Consider the following 18,079-nt stretch of genomic DNA (forward strand, 5'->3'; position numbering starts at 1 on the left):
GGTCGTCCTCATCCCCTCGCCGTCTCGTGCCTTCCAAGCCTACCCACCCTGCGCACCTCCCGGGGACTCACGCAGACGCGAATGGATCGCCGTCGCCACGACTCGGCCCACGCCCTTGACCTGGGAGATGTCATCGACGGATGCCTCGCGCAGGCGCGCGACGGATCCGAAATGGCGCAGGAGCTCCTTGACGCGCGACGGACCGACGCCGGGAATCTCGCTGAGGACGGTTGTGATGTCACGCTTGCGTCGTTGGCGCTGGAAGGAGATCGCGAAGCGGTGCGCCTCATCGCGGATTCGCTGGATGAGGAACAGGGCGTCGCTGTTTCGCGGCAGGATGACCGGGAAATCCGTGTCAGGCAGCCACACCTCCTCGAGCCGCTTCGCGATGCCGCAGAGCGCGATGTCCGTCACGCCGAGCTCTCGAAGCACGGCGGCTGCCGCCGCAACCTGGGGCTGGCCCCCATCCACGATCAGGAGGTTGGGGCGGTACGCGAACCTCTTCGTCGCTCTAGCGCCGTCAGTCGCCGGTTCATCGTCCTCCTCATCGAGGTGCGAGAGCCGGCGACGCAGGACATCGGCGATCGCCTCGGTGTCGTCAGCGGCCTCCTTGATGCTGAACCGGCGGTACTGGTCTTTGCGCGGCAGGCCGTCTTCGAAGACGACCATTGAGGCCACGATATTGGTGCCCGAGAGGTGCGAGACGTCGAAGCACTCCATGCGGAGAGGGGCCTCCCCCATGCCGAGCGCCTCCTGGATGTCAGCAAGTGCTTGGGATCGTGAGGTGAAGTCCGCGCTCCGGCGGGTCTTGTAGAGGATCAGCGAATTCTTGGCGTTGGTGTCGACCGTCTGCGCGAGGGCCGCCAGCTCGCCGCGTCGCGCGACCGAGAGCGCGATGCGACCGCTGCGGCCGCTGAGCTCCCACTTCCGTGTGGCGAGCCAGTGCTCCAGCTCCGTCGCGTCAGCGGGAAGCGCTGGCACGATGACCCTGCGGGGCGGCTCCGTGTCGTCGCCGTAGGCCTTCTGGATGACCGACTCAACCAGGTCGGGCAGCTCGACGTCGAGTTCCTTGTCGACGACCCAGCTGCGCACGCCGCGGATGCGACCGCCGCGCACCGAGAACTGCTGCACGGCCGCGGCGAGCTCGTCGTGGGCGATTCCGAAGATGTCGGCGTCGATCGAGTCGGAGAGCACGATCGTGTTCTTGGAGAGCACGGTCTCGAGGGCGCTGCGCTGGTCACGGTAGCGTGCGGCAGCCTCGTAGTCCTGCCGGGCAGCTGCCTCGGTCATCCGCTTCGTGAGCTCCGCCACGTAGCGTTTGTCCTGCCCCGCCATGAACGACGCAAAGTCGAGCGCGATCGACTTGTGCTCCCCCTTCGAGACGCGCCCAACGCAGGGCGCGGAGCACTTGCCGATGTCGCCGAGGAGACAGGGTCGACCCGACTGTTCGGCGCGCCGATAGATGGTGTCGGTGCAGCTGCGCATCGGGAAGGCCTTGAGCATGAGGTCGACCGTCTCTCTGAGCGCGCCGACCTTCGTGTACGGGCCGAAGTACCTGGCGCCCCGGATGCCCTTGTTGCGGGTCACGAGCACGCGGGGCACGTCGTCCTGGAGTGTGATCGCAAGGTACGGGTACGACTTGTCGTCCCGGAATTGCACGTTGAACGGCGGGTCGAACTCCTTGATCCACGTGAACTCGAGTTGGAGTGCCTCGAACTCGCTCGCGACGACGGTCCATTCGACGGATGTCGCCGTCGTCACCATGCGCCGTGTTCGTTCGTGCAGGCTCGCGAGAGGCGCGAAGTAGTTGCTCAGCCGCGCGCGGAGGTTCTTCGCCTTGCCCACGTAGAGCACCCGCTGCTGCGCGTCCCTGAACCGGTACACGCCCGGTTGCGTTGGTATCTCCCCAGCCTTGGGCCTGTATGCGACCGTGTCACTCATGCAATCGACTCACGCGGCCTCGCGGTCTCACCGAGCCGACTGTGCGGTTCGCGCCTTCGCGCCAGCTGCCGCTGTCTTCGTGGCGGAACCCGTTGCGCGTGCTGGCTTCTTGCGTGGCGTCTTGGTGCGCCCGGCGGCGATTGCCGCTTCGACGGATGCCGCAGGGAGGAGTTCCCGAAGGAAGCGACCCGTGTGGCTCACCTCAGCGCCGGCGACCTGTTCTGGCGTGCCGGTCGCGATGACCTGACCACCGCCCGCGCCGCCCTCCGGGCCCATGTCGATGATCCAGTCTGCAGACTTGATGACGTCGAGGTTGTGCTCGATCACGACCACCGTGTTGCCCTTCTCAACGAGGCCCTCGAGCACGAGGAGGAGCTTGCGCACGTCTTCGAAGTGAAGGCCGGTCGTTGGTTCGTCGAGCACGTAGATGCTGCGACCGCTTGAGCGCCGCTGCAGTTCGGTGGCCAACTTGACGCGCTGCGCCTCACCGCCCGAGAGGGTCGTCGCGCTCTGGCCGAGACGGACGTATCCGAGGCCGACATCGACAAGGGTCATGAGGTAGCGGTGGATGGCACCGATCGCCTGGAAGAACTCTGCGGCCTCGCTGATCGGCATCTCGAGGACCTCGGCAATGTTCTTGCCCTTGTAGTGCACCGAGAGGGTCTCGCGGTTATACCGTGCTCCGTTGCAGACCTCGCAGGTGACGTACACGTCTGGCAGGAAGTTCATCTCGATCTTGATCGTGCCGTCGCCGGAGCAGTTCTCGCAGCGGCCGCCCTTGACGTTGAAGCTGAAGCGCCCCGGCAGGTAGCCGCGTGCCTTGGCCTCTGCCGTCTCCGCGAACAGCGTGCGAATGCGGTCGAAGACGCCCGTGTAGGTGGCGGGATTCGACCGCGGAGTGCGCCCGATGGGCGCCTGGTCAACGTGGACCACCTTGTCGAGGCTCTCAAGCCCGCGAACGCGCGTGTGCTTGCCGGGGATCTGTCGAGCGCCATTGAGCTCGTTGGCGAGGACCTTGTAGAGGATGTCGTTGATCAACGTCGACTTCCCCGAGCCGCTGACGCCCGTGATGGCGGTCAGGGTACCAAGGGGAATCTCGGCCGTCACGTCCTTGAGGTTGTTGGCCCGTGCCCCCTCGATTCGCAGCATGCGTTCCGGGTCGACGGCACGGCGGGACTGCGGAACGGCGATGCTTCTGCGCCCCGACAGGTAATCGCCCGTCACCGACATGTCGTTCACCAAGAGGTCGTCATACGAGCCGGAGTGCACGACCTTGCCGCCATGCTCGCCCGCCCCGGGACCGATGTCGACCACCCAGTCGGCCGTGCGGATCGTGTCTTCGTCGTGCTCGACGACGATGAGCGTGTTTCCGAGGTTCTTGAGTTTGACGAGCGTCTCGATGAGACGTCGGTTGTCACGCTGGTGAAGGCCGATGCTTGGCTCATCGAGCACGTAGAGCACGCCGGTCAGCCCCGACCCGATCTGGGTTGCCAGGCGGATGCGCTGCGCCTCGCCTCCCGAGAGCGAGCCGGCCGAACGTGCGAGGTTCAGGTAGTTGAGACCCACCTCGAGCAGGAACTCGAGTCGCGCCCGGATCTCGCGCAGCACGGCCGCCGCGATGTGGGCCTCGCGGTCGGTCAGCGTGAGGTCGTGCATGAAGCCGTAGGCATCAGTGAGGCTGAGCTCCGCGACGTCGGCGATGCTCTGCCCCTGTACCGTGACAGCCAGGACCTCAGGCTTGAGGCGCTTTCCATTGCACACGGCACACGGGATCTCGCGCAGGTAGCTGGCGAAGCGCTGCCGCGCTGAGTCTGTCTCGGCCTCGAGAAACTTGCGCTCGATATAGGGAATGACGCCCTCGAAGCCGGTCGTGTACTTCATTTCACGACCGAAGCGGTTGCGCCACTTGACGCTCACCTGGAAGTCGTTTCCGCGGAGCACGGCCTCCTGTACGGACGGGTCGAGCTGCTCCCACGGCGTCTTCAACGAGAAATCCAGGTCGCGGGCGAGACCCTCCAGCAGGCGCTGAAAGTAGTTGTAGAGTCCCTTGCCGCTCTGGGTCCACGGCAGGATGACGCCGTCAGCGAGGCTCAGCGCGGGGTCGCCGAGCAGCAACTCGGAGTCCACTGCCATCCGGGTGCCCAGGCCCGAGCACTCGGGACACGCGCCGAATGGCGCGTTGAACGAGAAGGTGCGTGGTTCGATCTCGGTCAGCTGGACCGGGTGGTTGTTGGGGCACGAGAGCTTCTCGGAGAAGCTGCGCCACGCGGCATCCCCCTCCTCGTCGACGAAGTTCACGGCGACGAGCCCATCGGTGAGGCGAAGCGCTGTCTCGAGGGAGTCGGTGAGCCGATTGAGGATGTCGTCTGCTGCGACCAGCCTGTCGACCACGACCGAGATGTCGTGCTTGACCTGCTTCTTCAGCGTGGGAGGAGTACTGAGCTGGATGACCTCGCCGTCGACGATCGCCCTGGAGTATCCGGATGCGGCCAACTCGCGGAAGAGGTCGACAAACTCCCCCTTCTTCTGCGAGATGACGGGCGCCACGACCTGATAGCGCGTGCCGGACTCGAGTGTCATGAGCTGGTCAGCGATCTGCTGCACGGTCTGCTTCTGGATCGGCTCGCCGCACTGGGGGCAGTGCGCGATGCCGATGCGTGCCCAGAGGAGGCGCATGTAGTCGTAGATCTCGGTGATCGTGCCGACGGTCGACCGCGGGTTGCGGTTGGTCGACTTCTGATCGATCGACACCGCGGGGCTGAGGCCCTCGATGAAGTCGACATCCGGGCGGTCGACCTGGCCGAGGAACTGGCGCGCGTACGCCGAGAGTGACTCGACATAGCGCCTCTGGCCCTCAGCGAAGATCGTGTCGAAGGCGAGGGACGACTTGCCCGACCCCGAGAGGCCTGTGAACACCACGAGAGCGTCGCGAGGGATCTCCAGATCGACGTTGTGCAGGTTGTGAACGCGCGCTCCACGCACGCTCAGTCGCGACGACGATTCGACGGGGGTGATGGACACGTTTGCCAGCCTATGTTCTCTCAGTTCGGGTCTCTCGATGGGATGCTGCGCACAGGTCGCCCCGCTCGAACACCTGTTCTATTGTATCGCTCAGATATGGCCAGCGGCCTCCATGCGCCGCAACTCCTTCTTGAGGTCGGCGACCTCGTCGCGCAGCCTGCCGGCGAGCTCGAACTTGAGTTCGCCGGCGGCCCGGAGCATCTGGTCGTTGAGATCGCGGATGAGGGCGTCCAGGTCGTTTGCTCCTGATGCCGCAAGGCCCTCGAAGCGCCGGCCTTCCGTGCCGAGTGCTGGGGTGGGCGCCCTGCGGCGGTCTGCCCCGCGGCCAGCGAGGAACTCCGCCGTGTCAGCCTCTTCGCGGGCCAGCACATCGGTGATATCGGCGATCTTCTTGCGAAGCGGCGTGGGATCGATGCCGTGTTCGAGGTTGTAGGCGACCTGCTTTTCCCGTCGACGGTCGGTCTCCTCGATCGCAAGCCGCATAGAGTCGGTGACCACGTCGGCATACATGTGCACTGCGCCCGAGACGTTGCGGGCCGCACGCCCGATCGTCTGGATGAGCGAGGTCGAAGAGCGGAGGAACCCCTCTTTGTCGGCGTCGAGGATGGCGACGAGTGACACCTCTGGCAGGTCGAGGCCCTCACGCAGGAGGTTGATGCCGACGAGCACGTCGTAGACGCCCTGCCGCAGTTCGGTGAGCAGTTCGACGCGCCGCAGGGTGTCGACGTCGGAGTGGAGGTAGCGCACGCGAACCCCGGCCTCCGTCAGGAAGTCAGTCAGTTCCTCGGCCATCTTCTTGGTCAGCGTTGTGACGAGCACGCGCTCGTCGCGCTCTGTGCGGCGACGGATCTCCTCCAGCAGGTCATCGATCTGCCCCTTGCTCGGCTTCACGACGATCTCCGGGTCCACAAGTCCCGTCGGGCGGATGATCTGCTCGACAACCCCGTCAGAGACCCCGAGTTCGTACTTGCCAGGCGTCGCGGAGAGGTAGACCTTCTGGCCCACGCGGTCGAGGAACTCACTGAACTTGAGGGGGCGGTTGTCGAGCGCGCTCGGGAGACGGAAGCCGTGCTCGACCAGCGTGCGCTTGCGGGACGCGTCTCCCTCGAACATGGCACCGATCTGCGGCACGGTAACGTGCGACTCGTCGATCACGACGAGGAAGTCGTCGGGGAAGTAGTCGAGGAGGCAGTTCGGCGGGGCACCGGGCGCGCGGCCGTCGATATGGCGCGAGTAGTTCTCGATGCCGCTGCAGAAGCCGATCTGCTCCATCATCTCGAGGTCGAAGGTCGTGCGCATGCGCAGACGCTGGGCCTCCAGGAGCTTGCCCTGGCGCTCCAGCTCTCCCAAGCGCTCTTCGAGCTCCTCGCGGATGCTGACGATTGCGCGTTGCATGGTCACCGGGCTGGCGGCGTAATGCGTCGCGGGAAACACGGAGACGGCATCCATCTTCTTCAGCACCTCGCCTGTCAGCGGGTGCAGGGCGTAGAGCGCCTCGATCTCGTCACCGAACATCTCGATGCGGATCGCGTTCTCCTCGTACATCGGGATGATCTCGATCGTGTCTCCGCGCACGCGGAACTTGCCCCGCGAGAAGTCCACATCGTTGCGCTGGTACTGCATGTTGACGAACTGCCGGATGATCGCGTCACGCGCGATGCGCTGCCCGACCTGCAGGGGAATCATCGCCTGGAGGTACTCTTCGGCGGCGCCGAGGCCGTAGATGCACGACACTGTCGAGACCACGATGACGTCACGGCGGCTGAGGAGCGAATTGGTCGTCGAGTGGCGAAGTCGCTCGACCTCAGCGTTGATCGAGCTGTCCTTCTCGATGAAGGTGTCGGTCTGCGGCACGTAGGCCTCGGGCTGGTAGTAGTCGTAGTACGAGACGAAATACTCGACGGCGTTGTTGGGCATGAGGTCGCGGAACTCGTTCGCGAGTTGTGCCGCAAGCGTTTTGTTGTGCGCCATCACGAGCGTCGGTCGCTGCACCTGCTCGATGAGCCATGCGGTTGTCGCCGACTTTCCGGTTCCCGTCGCTCCGAGGAGCACGACGTCGGTCTCCCCGGCGTTGATACGCCCTGCAAGCTCGGCGATGGCCGCCGGCTGGTCTCCACTTGGGCTGTACTCGCTGATGACCTCAAAGGGCCGCACGGACCTGGTCGGCTGCATGCTCCAAGTCTAGGCAGGCCCACCGACACTCGGCTGGGAGGAGCCCGCACCACGAGCGCTGAGCTCGCTCCAGTACTCCTCGACCCGCTCCATCAGCTGGTCAACCGTGCCGGTGTTCTCGATCACGACATCGGCGATCGCAAGGCGCTCCTCATCACTGGCCTGGGCACCCACTCGACTCAGCGCGTCGTCGCGAGACATGCCTCGATACTCGATCATGCGCCGTACCCGCTCTGACTCATCGGCGTGGACGACGACGATTGAGTCGAACGGGAGCGCATGCCGGCCGCCCGCCTCAGCGAGGAGGGGAACGTCGTACACGACGATCGCCGCGGGATTTGCTGCGGCCGCCTCCTGGATGCGCGCCGTGGCGAGTTCCCGCACGCGAGGGTGGGTGATCCGGTTGAGCACTGCGAGCTTCTCCGCGTCACCGAAGACACGGGCCCCTAGGGCGGCGCGATCGAGCGCTCCGTCGCTGTCGATCACGTCGGGACCGAACTCCTGCGCGATCTCGCGAAGCCCGTCTGTTCCCGGCTCGACCACCTCCCGAGCAAGCTGGTCGGCGTCGATGTGAACGGCGCCGAGGTCTCGGAGTCGGGACGCGACGAGCGACTTGCCCGACGCGATCCCTCCCGTCAAAGCGATGAGATACACGGGGCAATGCTAGTGGGCTAGTCTCGCCTCATCACCGCCCGAAAGCCAGGTGCTGGCGTCAGCCAGCAGAGGGAGCGCGCATGATCGAGGTCCTCACCGGGGCAGGGCTCGCGATGTCAGCGGGACTCAACGCCTACGTCCCGCTCCTTGTGTTGGGTCTCGCCAGTCGGTTCACGGAGTTCGTGAACCTGCCGGCACAGTGGGCCTGGCTCGAGAACGAGTGGGTGCTAGGTATCGTCGGGCTCCTCCTGCTCATCGAGGTCGTGGCCGACAAGGTGCCGGTCGTTGACAGCATCAATGACTGGATCCAGACCGTCGTTCGCCCGACCGCCGGTGGCCTCGCGTTCGGGTCGGGTTCATCTGCCGAGACTGTTGCTGTGGCCGATCCCGCACAGTTCCTCGAGTCACAGCAGTGGGTGCCCATCGTCTCCGGCGTCGTCATCGCGCTCGTCGTGCACCTCGCGAAGCTCGCAGTTCGCCCGGTCGTCAATGCGGTCACGGCGGGTGTCGCGGCCCCCGTCGTCAGCACGCTCGAGGATGTCGCGAGCGTGACGCTCACGGTGCTCGCGCTCATATTGCCGATTCTCCTGGTCGTCGCCGTGCCGCTCCTTGCTTGGCTGGCCATCGCGAGCGTCAAGCGGGCGCGTGCCCGCCGCGCCTGAGCCGCGAAGATTCGGGACGAAGGAGCACCGGAAACGCAGAACGGCCGGACCCTGGGGTCCGGCCGTTCCACATGCGTCTGGATGACGCGATCGTGCTAGTTGCTCGAGAGCTTCTCGCGAAGAGCGGCAAGCGCCTCGTCGTCGGCGAGCGTGCCGACCGAGGACGACTCGCTCGAGAAGGACGATCCACCAGCCGAGGGGACATCGTCGATGTCCTTGGCTGCGGCAGCAGCGACCTGCTTCTTGTGAGCCTCCCAGCGAGCCTGAGCGGCCGCGTAGTCGGCCTCCCACTTGGCGCGCTGCTCCTCGAAGCCTTCCTTCCACTCGTTCGTCTCGGGGTCGAAGCCCTCCGGGTACTTGTAGTTGCCCTGCTCGTCGTACTCCGTGAGCATGCCGTACAGCGCCGGGTCGAACTCGGTGCCCTCGGGGTCGACACCCTCGTTGGCCTGCTTGAGGCTCAGCGAGATGCGGCGACGCTCGAGGTCGATGTCGATGACCTTGACGAAGACCTCTTCGCCGACCGACACGACCTGCTCGGCGAGCTCGACGTGCTTGCCGGAGAGCTCGGAGATGTGGACGAGGCCCTCGATGCCCTCTGCGACGCGGACGAACGCGCCGAAGGGGACGAGCTTCGTGACCTTGCCCGGTGCAACCTGGCCGATGGCGTGGGTGCGGGCGAAGACCTGCCACGGGTCTTCCTGCGTCGCCTTGAGCGACAGGGAGACGCGCTCGCGCTCGAGGTCGACCTCAAGGATCTCGACGGTGACCTCCTGGCCAACCTCGACAACCTCGCTGGCGTGCTCAATGTGCTTCCAGCTGAGCTCGGAGACGTGCACGAGGCCATCGACGCCACCGAGGTCCACGAAGGCACCGAAGTTGACGATCGACGAGACGACACCCTTGCGAACCTGGCCCTTGGCGAGGTTGTTGAGGAAGGTCGTGCGGCTCTCGGACTGCGTCTGCTCGAGGAGGGCGCGGCGCGAAAGGACCACGTTGTTGCGGTTCTTGTCGAGCTCGAGGATCTTGGCCTCGATCTCCTGGCCGAGGTACGGCGTGAGGTCGCGCACGCGGCGGAGCTCGATGAGCGATGCCGGGAGGAAGCCGCGGAGGCCGATGTCGACGATGAGGCCGCCCTTGACGACCTCGATGACCGTGCCCGTGACGACTCCGTCGTCTTCCTTGATCTTTTCGACGTCGCCCCACGCACGCTCGTACTGCGCGCGCTTCTTGGACAGGATCAGACGGCCTTCCTTGTCCTCCTTCTGGAGAACGAGGGCCTCGACCGTGTCGCCGACCGTGACAACCTCGTCGGGGTTCACGTCGTGCTTGATGGAGAGTTCGCGGGAGGGGATGACACCCTCGGTCTTGTAACCGACGTCGAGGAGAACCTCGTCACGGTCGATCTTGACGACGGTGCCCTCGATGAGGTCTCCGTCGTTGAAGAACTTCAGCGTCTTTTCGACCGCGGCGAGAAAGTCTTCAGCAGATCCGATGTCGTTGATGGCGACCTGCTTGGGTGCCTTACCGGTCGTTGCGATTGTCATGTAGTAGTTGCTCCAGGATGGACATGCCCGAGGGCAGAAATCAGGCCACGAACGAGATGTTGCTGGTGTGTATCGCCGTGCTGGAAGAAATCCAGACCGACGTCGCCGTGGCAGGCGGATAGGTATTCGCAGAAATTGCGACTCTCCAGCATACCCGGCTTGCCCTCGTGGGAGCAACAGTCAGGCCGCCCTTAGCTGGACGGAACGCGGTATGCCGCGGTCTCGTACTTCCACACTCGATCGTCGTAGCTTCGGATCACGTGATCCCGCTCAGCCGCGCTGGCGGTATAGAAGTGGTGCCGCTGCGTATCGCTCCAGAACCGGTACACGGGCATTGTTGCCGATGTCGCGCTCGATGTCGGGTAGACGTAGTAGGCGATCGTCTCGTACTTCCATACGTTGTCGTCATAGGCCGCGATGACGTGGTTCTTCTCCGCCTCGCTTGCCGTGTAGAAGTGACCGTTCATGGTGTTGCTCCAGAAACGATAGAGCGGGATCGTGCCCGGTTTCTTACTCGTGAAGGCGCGATAGGCGACGGCTTCATAGCGCCAGATGTGGCTGGGGTAGTTGGCCTGGACGTGCGCCTTCTCCGCGGCGCTGATCGTATAGAAGTGGCCCTGGTAGGCGTCGCTCCAGAAGCGGTAGACGGGGAACGATCCGTCGGGGCTCGCGGTTGATGCAGTTGATGATCCCAGCGTCACCTGCACCCGCATCGACGTTGTCGGTGACCCTGAGACGGCCGTGACCTTGATGCCCCCGGACGGGCTTGACAGGGACTGCCCAGCGCGGACAGCGGGGAGGTGCACTCCCCCAGGCTGGGCGGAGGTGACCGCGGCAGATCCGTTGCTGACAGCTCGCAGCATCCGCACTCCCGGCGTGAAACTCACCGTCTTGCCGGAGAGACTGCGCTGTGCCGAAGCATAGTAGGGCGTCGGGGTGCCCTGGCCGCTGCGGAGTTCGATGTGGAAGAGCTCGCCAGTCTGCGGGTCTGTCGCAGCCACGTGTCGGATGCCGCTCGCGGAACGCAGCGGTGCCAGGTCGATCGTCCAGGTCTTTGTCGCGGTGCCGGCCGGCAGCGCGAGCGCTGTGCTCGCTGAGGCGGGGAGGAAGCCCAGCCGCGACGCGGTTGACGTGTTGAGCGGGGTGAGGGTGTCATAGCCCTGGACGCCGAGTCCCATGACGTCGTAGATGTCCCAGTACTCGTGTTTCGAGCACGAGCCGCTCGTGCACACGTGCAGGTCTGAGTGGCCCAGGCCGAGGTTGTGTCCGATCTCGTGCGTCAGGGTCGAGAGGTCGACGCCCTTGCCAAGCGACTGACGAACGGCGCCACCGTAGTGGATGCCCGAGCCGACCACCCCGACGCCGGTCTCCGCGCACTGTGCCGGGTTCAGCACGACAAGATGGCGACTCGTGCCGGGGGTGCTCGTGCGGAATGTTGACCAGCTCGAATAGCCGAGTTTCTGCGCAGCACGGTTCCAGGTCGTGAAGGGGTCTTCGCCGCAGCTCCCCCCGGTCAGCTGGGTGACCTGCGGTGCCACGGAGAAGCGGCTGATCTGACCATTGGAGGACGTCCGCCAGTGTGCCCCCGCCTGCTCAGCGAGGGTCCTCAGCTGGGCATCGGTCTGGATCGGCCGGCTAAGGCCCGTAGGTGCATTCGCGACGATGACGATCTCATGCGCCTGTCCCGCCGCCGTGGTCGCTGCTGCAGCAACCGTGACCTGCGCCTGCACGACGGGCAGCTCGGTGCCACTCTCGTCTGCCGCGGCAATCGCCTCCTGCGTCGCTTCCGCCGCCTCGGGCAGCGCACCCGAACCCTGAGTGGACGATTCCAACTCGAGCGCGGTCTCGGGTGCGAGCTGCTTGACGACTGCGTCAACAGCAACGGTGCCAGTGAATTGGTCACCAGTGCTGACCGAGTCCGGAAACTCGCCCGTGACCGGCACGACCTGTCCCGCAGCGGTCTCGACGGCGTAGCTGGTGTACACCGTCGGCTCGCTGTGTGCGTCGACAGAAAGGGTCTCCGAGACCGAGACGACGACTTCGCCGCTCAGTTCGACCGCGGCATCCTGAGCGCGCCCCGGGTCGTCGATCGTAATCTCGGTGCCCGGCACGGGCTCAGCGGCATCCGGCTCAGCGGCATCCGTCCCCAGGGCGGCCGAGGCTTCCTGGGATGCATGGATGCTGCTCGGTGCGACGGTGACGGCTGTTGCAGGGCTCGGCGAGACAACGGATGCTCCCAGCATCAGACTCGTGAGAAGTCCCCCCAGGACCACCAGCCCACCACGATTGGGGTTGGTCATGCCGGAAGCCTAGACAGCGAAGATGAGAACCCGCGAGGAGAAACCATCACGAAGCGTCAAGGGCGTGACCCCAATTCAGGGGTGAGTATGCCTCGCGTCAGTCGAGGAGGGCGGAGCGCAGGGTGTCGAGGCCGACTCCGCCGAGTGCGAGCGCGTCGCGGTGGAAGGACCGCACGTCGAAGTCTGCGCCGCCCCGACGGCGAGCCTCATCGCGCAGTTCCATCCACAGACGCTGGCCCACCTTGTACGACGGCGCCTGGCCTGGCCAGCCGAAATAGCGATTCACCTCGAAGAGCGTGCTCGGGTCCGACTCGTGGCAGTTCTCGCGGAAGAACGCGAGGGCGTAGTCAAAGTCCCAGCGACCCTCGCCATCGAGACGACGTTTGCCGAGGTGCACGCCGATGTCAAGCACGACCCGCGCGGCACGCATGCGCTGGGCGTCGAGCATCCCGAATCGGTCGCCCGGATCATTGAGGTAGCCAAGCTCCTCCATGAGCCGCTCGGCGTACAGTGCCCAGCCTTCGGCGTGGCCCGATGTCCCTGCCAGCTGGCGCCGCCACGTGTTCAGCTCGCCACGATTGACGACCGCCTGACCGATCTGCAGGTGGTGGCCAGGGACGCCCTCGTGGTAGACGGTGGTCGTCTCGCGCCACGTTGAGAACTCGGTGATGCCGACCGGAACTGACCACCACATCCTGCCGGGCCTCGTGAAGTCATCAGACGGCCCCGTGTAGTAGATGCCGCCGTTCTGCGTGGGCGCGATCATGCACTCGAGGCGGCGAATCTCCTGCGGGATGTCGAACTGTGTCTGCCCGAGCTCGGCGACGGCGCGGTCGCTCAGGTCCTGCATCCAGGCCTGCAGCGCGTCGGTGCCGTGAAGGATGCGCGACGGGTCTGAGTCGAGCACGGCGATCGCCTCTTCGACGGAGGCGCCGGGCGAGATCTCGTGGGCGAGAGCCTCCTGTTCGCTCCGCATCCGTGCGAGCTCCTCGATGCCCCACTCGTAGGCCTCATCGAGGTCGATCGTCGCACCGAGGAACCGGCGCGAGTGCAGCGCGTAGCTCTCCCGTCCCACCGCGTCGACCTCGGTGGCGCTTGCCGCGAGCTCAATGCGCAGGAACTCGGTGAGTCGCGAATAGGCTTCGGTCGCCAGTCGAGCGTTCGTGCTAAGGGTCGCACTGAGCGACTCGGGCACGTCTGACGCCTCGTGAGCGAACTCCGAGAAGAAGCCGCCGGCGGTGCCGACACGTCCAGTCAGCTCTGCGACCGCGAGCACCTGGCGGCGCGCGGGGGTGACCCCTTCCGAAATCCCGCGACGAAGTGTCTCGATGTAGCCGTCGACCGCGTCGGGGACTCCTCCCATCCTGCTCGCGATATCGCTCCAGTCGCCCTCCGTCTCGGTGGGCATGAGGTCGAAGATCTCGCGGATGTCCGTGGCTGGCGAGGCGAGCACGTTGAGGTCGCGCAGGTGGAGCCGCGCCTCGTGGGACTCGAGTTCTAGCTCGAGCGCCGCCCCGAGGTCCGCTGCCGTCACGCGGTCGACGTCGTCGACGGGCGAACATGCGCGAAGTTCCGCCAGCGCGGAGCGCGCGGCGTCCGCCTTGGCCTCGGCGCCCGCCGGCGAATAGTCACCGTACTCGCCCAGTCTCCCGGGGACACCGATGTAGGTGGCGATCGTGGGATCGAGGTCAGTGACGGTGTTCACCCACCGTTCGGCAACCTCGTCAACAGGGGTCGGGGTGCGTGGCGTCGTCATGCTTTCAGCGTACGGGAGCATCGCACCGAGCGCTGGGTGGGCTTGGTGCGCTCAGTGCGCTGCGGCCTCCCAGTTCGCACCGATGCCGACCTGGACCTCGAGGGGAACAGCAAGCTCGGCAGCACCGCCCATTCGCTCGCGGACGATGGCCGAGAGCGACTCCAGCTCGCCGTTGGCGACCTCGAAGACGAGTTCGTCGTGCACCTGCAGGAGAAGCCGGGACGTCATGTCCTTCTCGCGCAGGTCGCTGGCGATATCGATCATCGCGATCTTCATGATGTCGGCGGCTGAGCCCTGGATGGGCGCATTGAGGGCCGCGCGCTCGGCGTTCTCACGCAGCACCCTGTTCTTGGAGCGAAGGTCACCGAAGGGGCGGCGGCGGCCGAAGATCGTCTCGGTGTAGCCGTCTTCACGAGCCTTCTCGACGACCGAGCGGAGGTAGTCACGCACGGCCCCGAAACGCGCGAAGTAGTCGCTCATGAGCTGCTTGGCCTCGGCCGTGTCGATGCGCAGCTGCTTCGAGAGGCCGAATGCGCTCAGGCCATATGCGAGACCGTAGGACATCGCCTTGACCTTCGTGCGCATGAGAGGCGTGACATCGGCTGGCTCGACGTGGAAGATGCGAGAACCGACGAAACGGTGAAGGTCCTCCCCCGCATTGAACGCCTCGATCAGCCCGGCGTCCCCGGAGAGGTGCGCCATGATGCGCATCTCGATCTGTGAGTAGTCGGCGGTCAGGAGCGTCGTGAACTGCTCGCCGTGTGTGAAGGCCGAGCGGATCTCCCGGCCCACCTCGGTTTTGATGGGGATGTTCTGGAGGTTGGGGTCGTTGGAGGAGATGCGCCCGGTGCTCGTGCCGGTCTGCTCGTACGTCGTGTGGATTCGGCCGTCCGGTCGAACGCTCTTCTCGAGCGTGTCGACGATCTGACCGAGCTTCGTCACATCGCGGTGCTGCAGGAGCAGGCCGAGGAAGGGATGGGGGCTCTTCTCCTGGAGGTCTGCGAGGGATGCCGCGTCAGTCGAGTAACCCGTCTTGTTGGCCCTCGTCTTCGGCATTCCGAGTTCTTCGAAGAGCACCTGCTGCAGCTGCTTGGGCGAGCCAAGGTTCACCTCGCGACCGATCTCGGCGTATGCCTTGGCCGCGAAGTCTGCGGCGGATGCTGCGAGGCGAGAGCGGAGACCGCTGAGGATGTCCGCCGAGACCTGGATGCCTGTGCGTTCCATCTCGGCGAGGACGGGCACAATCGGCAGCTCGATGTCGGTCAGCACGCGCTTCGTGCCCGCGTCGAGCCGCTCGGCGAGTGCCTCGGCCAGTCGCAACACGAACCAGGCCTCTGTCGCCACGCTGAGCGACTCGACCTCTGGCAGCAACTGATTGGGGTCGGACACCGTGACGGTCTCCCCAAGAACTGCGTAGACCTGCGATGCGAGATCCTCTGAGCGTCCGCCTGGCCGTAGCAGCCACGAAGCGAGACTCGTGTCGAAGGTCACGCCGCTGACCGCCAGCCCGACAGCGGCCAGAGCCTTGTACTGCCGCTTGGCGTCGAGCATGACCTTGGGGGCATCGCTCGCCAGCCATGACTCGAGGGCAGCGTAGTCCTGCCGTCCTTCTGCCCACGGCACGTAGACGGAGTCATCCTTGGCCGCGATGCCGAAGCCCGAGATGCCGCCGGGACCCGTTTCGACCTGGAGGCCGAGCGGTGTCGCGTCGCTCCCGGAGTGGCGAGACAGCCACTGCGCGAGTTCTTCATCGACCATCGTGCGCACGACGGGTGCGAGCTGGGCCGCGCTCGCGTCATCGACAGAAGCAGGTTCTGTGAGTGCCTCAGTTGAGCCCTCCGCCGCAGCGATCTTCAGGACCCGTTCGAGCAGGGTGCGGAACTGCAGCCGGTCAAAGACCTCCCGCACCGCCCCGACGTTGATCTGCCGGCGCTCGAGTTCGGTGAGCTCCAACGGGAGGTCCACGTCGGTGACCAGGCGATTGAGGCGCCGGTTGCGGATCGCATTCTCCTTCTGGTCTCGAAGGTTCTGGCCCACAACGCCCTTGATCTCGTCGGCGTGCGCGAGGATCTCATCGAGCGAGCCATACTGCTTGAGCCACTTGACGGCCGTCTTCTCCCCGACCTTGTCGATGCCGATGAGGTTGTCGCTTGTCTCACCGACGAGCGCCGCGACATCCGGGTACTGCGCCGGCTCAATGCCGTAGCGCTCAACGACCGCGTCGTGGTCATAGCGCTTGAGCTCGGACACCCCGCGAGCATTCGGGTAGAGCAGCGTCACGTCATCGTTGACCAACTGGATCGTGTCTCGGTCGCCGCTCACGACGAGGACACGGTAGCCCTCAGCGGCACCCCTGGTCGCCAGTGTCGCGAGGATGTCGTCGGCCTCGTAGTCCTCCTTCGAGATCGTCACGATGTTCATCGCGGCGAGTGCCTCTTCGAGAAGGGGCACCTGGCCGATGAACTCTGGCGGTGTCTCGCCGCGCGTGCCCTTGTACTCGGCATACTCGCGCGTGCGGAAGGAATAGCGAGAGATGTCGAACGCGACCGCCAGGTGCGTCGGCTTCTCCTGGTTGAGAAGGCTCAGCAACATCGACAGGAAGCCGTGGATCGCATTCGTGTGCTGCCCCTCCCTGTTGACGAAGCTGTCGATCGGGAGGGCATAGAACGCCCGGAAGGCGAGGGAATGGCCGTCGATGACGAGGAGGGTAGGCTTTGCGGTATCCGACACGATGCCAGCCTAACGGGGGCCGCTGACACGCCGCCGCGCGGCGGTGAAAGGCGCTCCTATGACGATACTTCCTGCTGACCTCGACCCACGCCTGGTGGAGATCCTCGAGCAGACGGGAGGCGGTGAGCTTCCACGTCGCATGGGCATGGAGTTCCTCGAACTGTCGGCCGAGTACTCGGTGGCGCGGATGCCCGTCGAAGGCAATCGGCAAGTCACAGGACTCCTCCACGGGGGCGCCCACGTCGTGCTCGGCGAGTCGCTCGGGTCCATCTCGTCCGCCATCCATGCGGGACCCGGCCGCTACGCCGTCGGTATCGAGATCAATGCAACGCACAGTCGCTCAGCGACCGAAGGCTGGGTCACGGGAACGTGCAGGGCCCTGACGCTTGGTCGCACTCTGGCAACGCACGAGATCGTCGTGACGGACGAAGCAGGCAATCGCCTCTCGACCATGCGGATGACCAACATGCTTCGGGACGTGCGCTAAGCACGTTCCTTCCGACGCCGGGGAAACCCGGTCGTCGAGGCGTCTACTTCTTGGGCGCGAACTGGTCGATGATCGTCTTCGCGACGTCATGCATCGTCAGGCGACGGTCCATCGAGGCCTTCTGGATCCAGCGGAACGCCTCCGGCTCGGTGAGCCCCATCTTCTCGTTCAGCAGGCCCTTGGCGCGGTCAACGAGCTTGCGGGTCTCGAAGCGCTCGACCAGGTCGGAGACCTCGGTCTCGAGCGCGATGATCTGGGCGTGCCTGGCCAGGGCGATCTCGATCGCAGGCAGGAGGTCGTTGGGCGTGAAGGGCTTCACGACGTAGGCGAGTGCGCCGGCCTCGGTGGCACGCTCGACCAGTTCTTTCTGGCTGAATGCCGTAAGAAGCACGACGGGGGCGATGTGGTTCTTGCTGAGCTTCTCGGCGGCCGAGATGCCGTCAAGGAGCGGCATCTTCACATCCATGACGACGAGATCAGGACGAAGCTCGGTCGCGAGGGCCACGGCAGCTTCGCCGTCGCCAGCCTCGCCGACGACATCGAAGCCGTTGTCGCGAAGGGTCTCAACAATGTCGAGACGGATGAGTGATTCGTCCTCCGCCACGACGACGCGACGGGGGGCCTGCGTTGTTTCCTGGTCTGCCACGAGGTAAAGCCTACGGTATTCTGATCCCGGTCAACGTGCGCCGGTGTGGCGGAATGGCAGACGCGGAGCACTCAAAATGCTTTGTCCGAGAGGACGTGTGGGTTCGACCCCCACCACCGGCACAGTACCCAGCGCTCCAATGGGGGTGCGATTGCCTTCGCTACTC

The 18,079-nt window shown here is 65.3% G+C and carries 11 protein-coding genes and 1 tRNA gene; 3 read left to right on the forward strand and 9 right to left on the reverse strand.

The window, feature by feature from the left end; translation table 11 throughout:
* Positions 1-39 precede the first annotated feature (39 nt).
* The 4 genes from uvrC to coaE form a co-directional block, all read right to left on the reverse strand.
* Positions 40-1,941, reverse strand: coding sequence for an excinuclease ABC subunit UvrC (uvrC, locus tag FVA74_RS06330; RefSeq protein WP_147721233.1), 1,902 nt, complete (start codon positions 1,939-1,941; stop codon positions 40-42).
* A gap of 27 nt (positions 1,942-1,968) precedes the next feature.
* Positions 1,969-4,962 (reverse strand): excinuclease ABC subunit UvrA, encoded by a 2,994-nt coding sequence (gene uvrA / locus FVA74_RS06335; RefSeq protein WP_147721234.1) that lies wholly within the window; start codon positions 4,960-4,962, stop codon positions 1,969-1,971.
* Positions 4,963-5,052: 90 nt separating this feature from the next.
* Positions 5,053-7,134 (reverse strand): excinuclease ABC subunit UvrB, encoded by a 2,082-nt coding sequence (gene uvrB / locus FVA74_RS06340; RefSeq protein WP_147721235.1) that lies wholly within the window; start codon positions 7,132-7,134, stop codon positions 5,053-5,055.
* A 9-nt stretch (positions 7,135-7,143) separates the two neighbouring features.
* Positions 7,144-7,788: a dephospho-CoA kinase gene (gene coaE / locus FVA74_RS06345; protein ID WP_147721236.1), complete on the reverse strand. Its 645-nt coding sequence runs from the start codon at positions 7,786-7,788 to the stop codon at positions 7,144-7,146.
* Between the two features lie 80 nt (positions 7,789-7,868).
* On the opposite strand from coaE, the gene FVA74_RS06350 reads away from it, so the two are divergent.
* Entirely contained in the window at positions 7,869-8,450 is a 582-nt protein-coding gene (locus FVA74_RS06350; RefSeq protein ID WP_206022673.1) for a DUF4126 domain-containing protein, read from the forward strand.
* 95 nt (positions 8,451-8,545) lie between these two features.
* On the opposite strand, the gene rpsA is transcribed toward FVA74_RS06350, so the two are convergent.
* The 4 genes from rpsA to polA all read right to left on the reverse strand — a co-directional run bounded on the left by rpsA (position 8,546) and on the right by polA (position 16,780).
* Positions 8,546-9,994, reverse strand: a complete 1,449-nt coding sequence (gene rpsA / locus FVA74_RS06355) for a 30S ribosomal protein S1 (protein WP_147721237.1) — start codon at positions 9,992-9,994, stop codon at positions 8,546-8,548.
* A gap of 191 nt (positions 9,995-10,185) precedes the next feature.
* Complete coding sequence (locus FVA74_RS06360) at positions 10,186-12,294, reverse strand: hypothetical protein (RefSeq protein WP_147721238.1); 2,109 nt, start codon at positions 12,292-12,294, stop codon at positions 10,186-10,188.
* Positions 12,295-12,391: 97 nt separating this feature from the next.
* Complete coding sequence (locus FVA74_RS06365) at positions 12,392-14,050, reverse strand: DUF885 domain-containing protein (protein ID WP_147721239.1); 1,659 nt, start codon at positions 14,048-14,050, stop codon at positions 12,392-12,394.
* Between the two features lie 51 nt (positions 14,051-14,101).
* Positions 14,102-16,780, reverse strand: a complete 2,679-nt coding sequence (gene polA / locus FVA74_RS06370; protein WP_147721240.1) for a DNA polymerase I — start codon at positions 16,778-16,780, stop codon at positions 14,102-14,104.
* A gap of 58 nt (positions 16,781-16,838) precedes the next feature.
* On the opposite strand from polA, the gene FVA74_RS06375 reads away from it, so the two are divergent.
* A complete protein-coding gene (locus FVA74_RS06375; protein WP_147721241.1) occupies positions 16,839-17,267 on the forward strand; it encodes a PaaI family thioesterase in 429 nt (142 codons plus the stop codon).
* Positions 17,268-17,310: 43 nt separating this feature from the next.
* Here the strand turns inward: FVA74_RS06375 and FVA74_RS06380 are convergent, their stop codons facing one another.
* Positions 17,311-17,913 (reverse strand): ANTAR domain-containing response regulator, encoded by a 603-nt coding sequence (locus tag FVA74_RS06380; RefSeq protein WP_147721242.1) that lies wholly within the window; start codon positions 17,911-17,913, stop codon positions 17,311-17,313.
* Positions 17,914-17,952: 39 nt separating this feature from the next.
* On the opposite strand from FVA74_RS06380, the gene FVA74_RS06385 reads away from it, so the two are divergent.
* Positions 17,953-18,035: transfer RNA gene (locus FVA74_RS06385), tRNA-Leu, on the forward strand.
* Positions 18,036-18,079: the final 44 nt, after the last annotated feature.

This window comes from Salinibacterium sp. dk2585 (assembly GCF_008001035.1).
Lineage (GTDB): Bacteria > Actinomycetota > Actinomycetes > Actinomycetales > Microbacteriaceae > Homoserinimonas.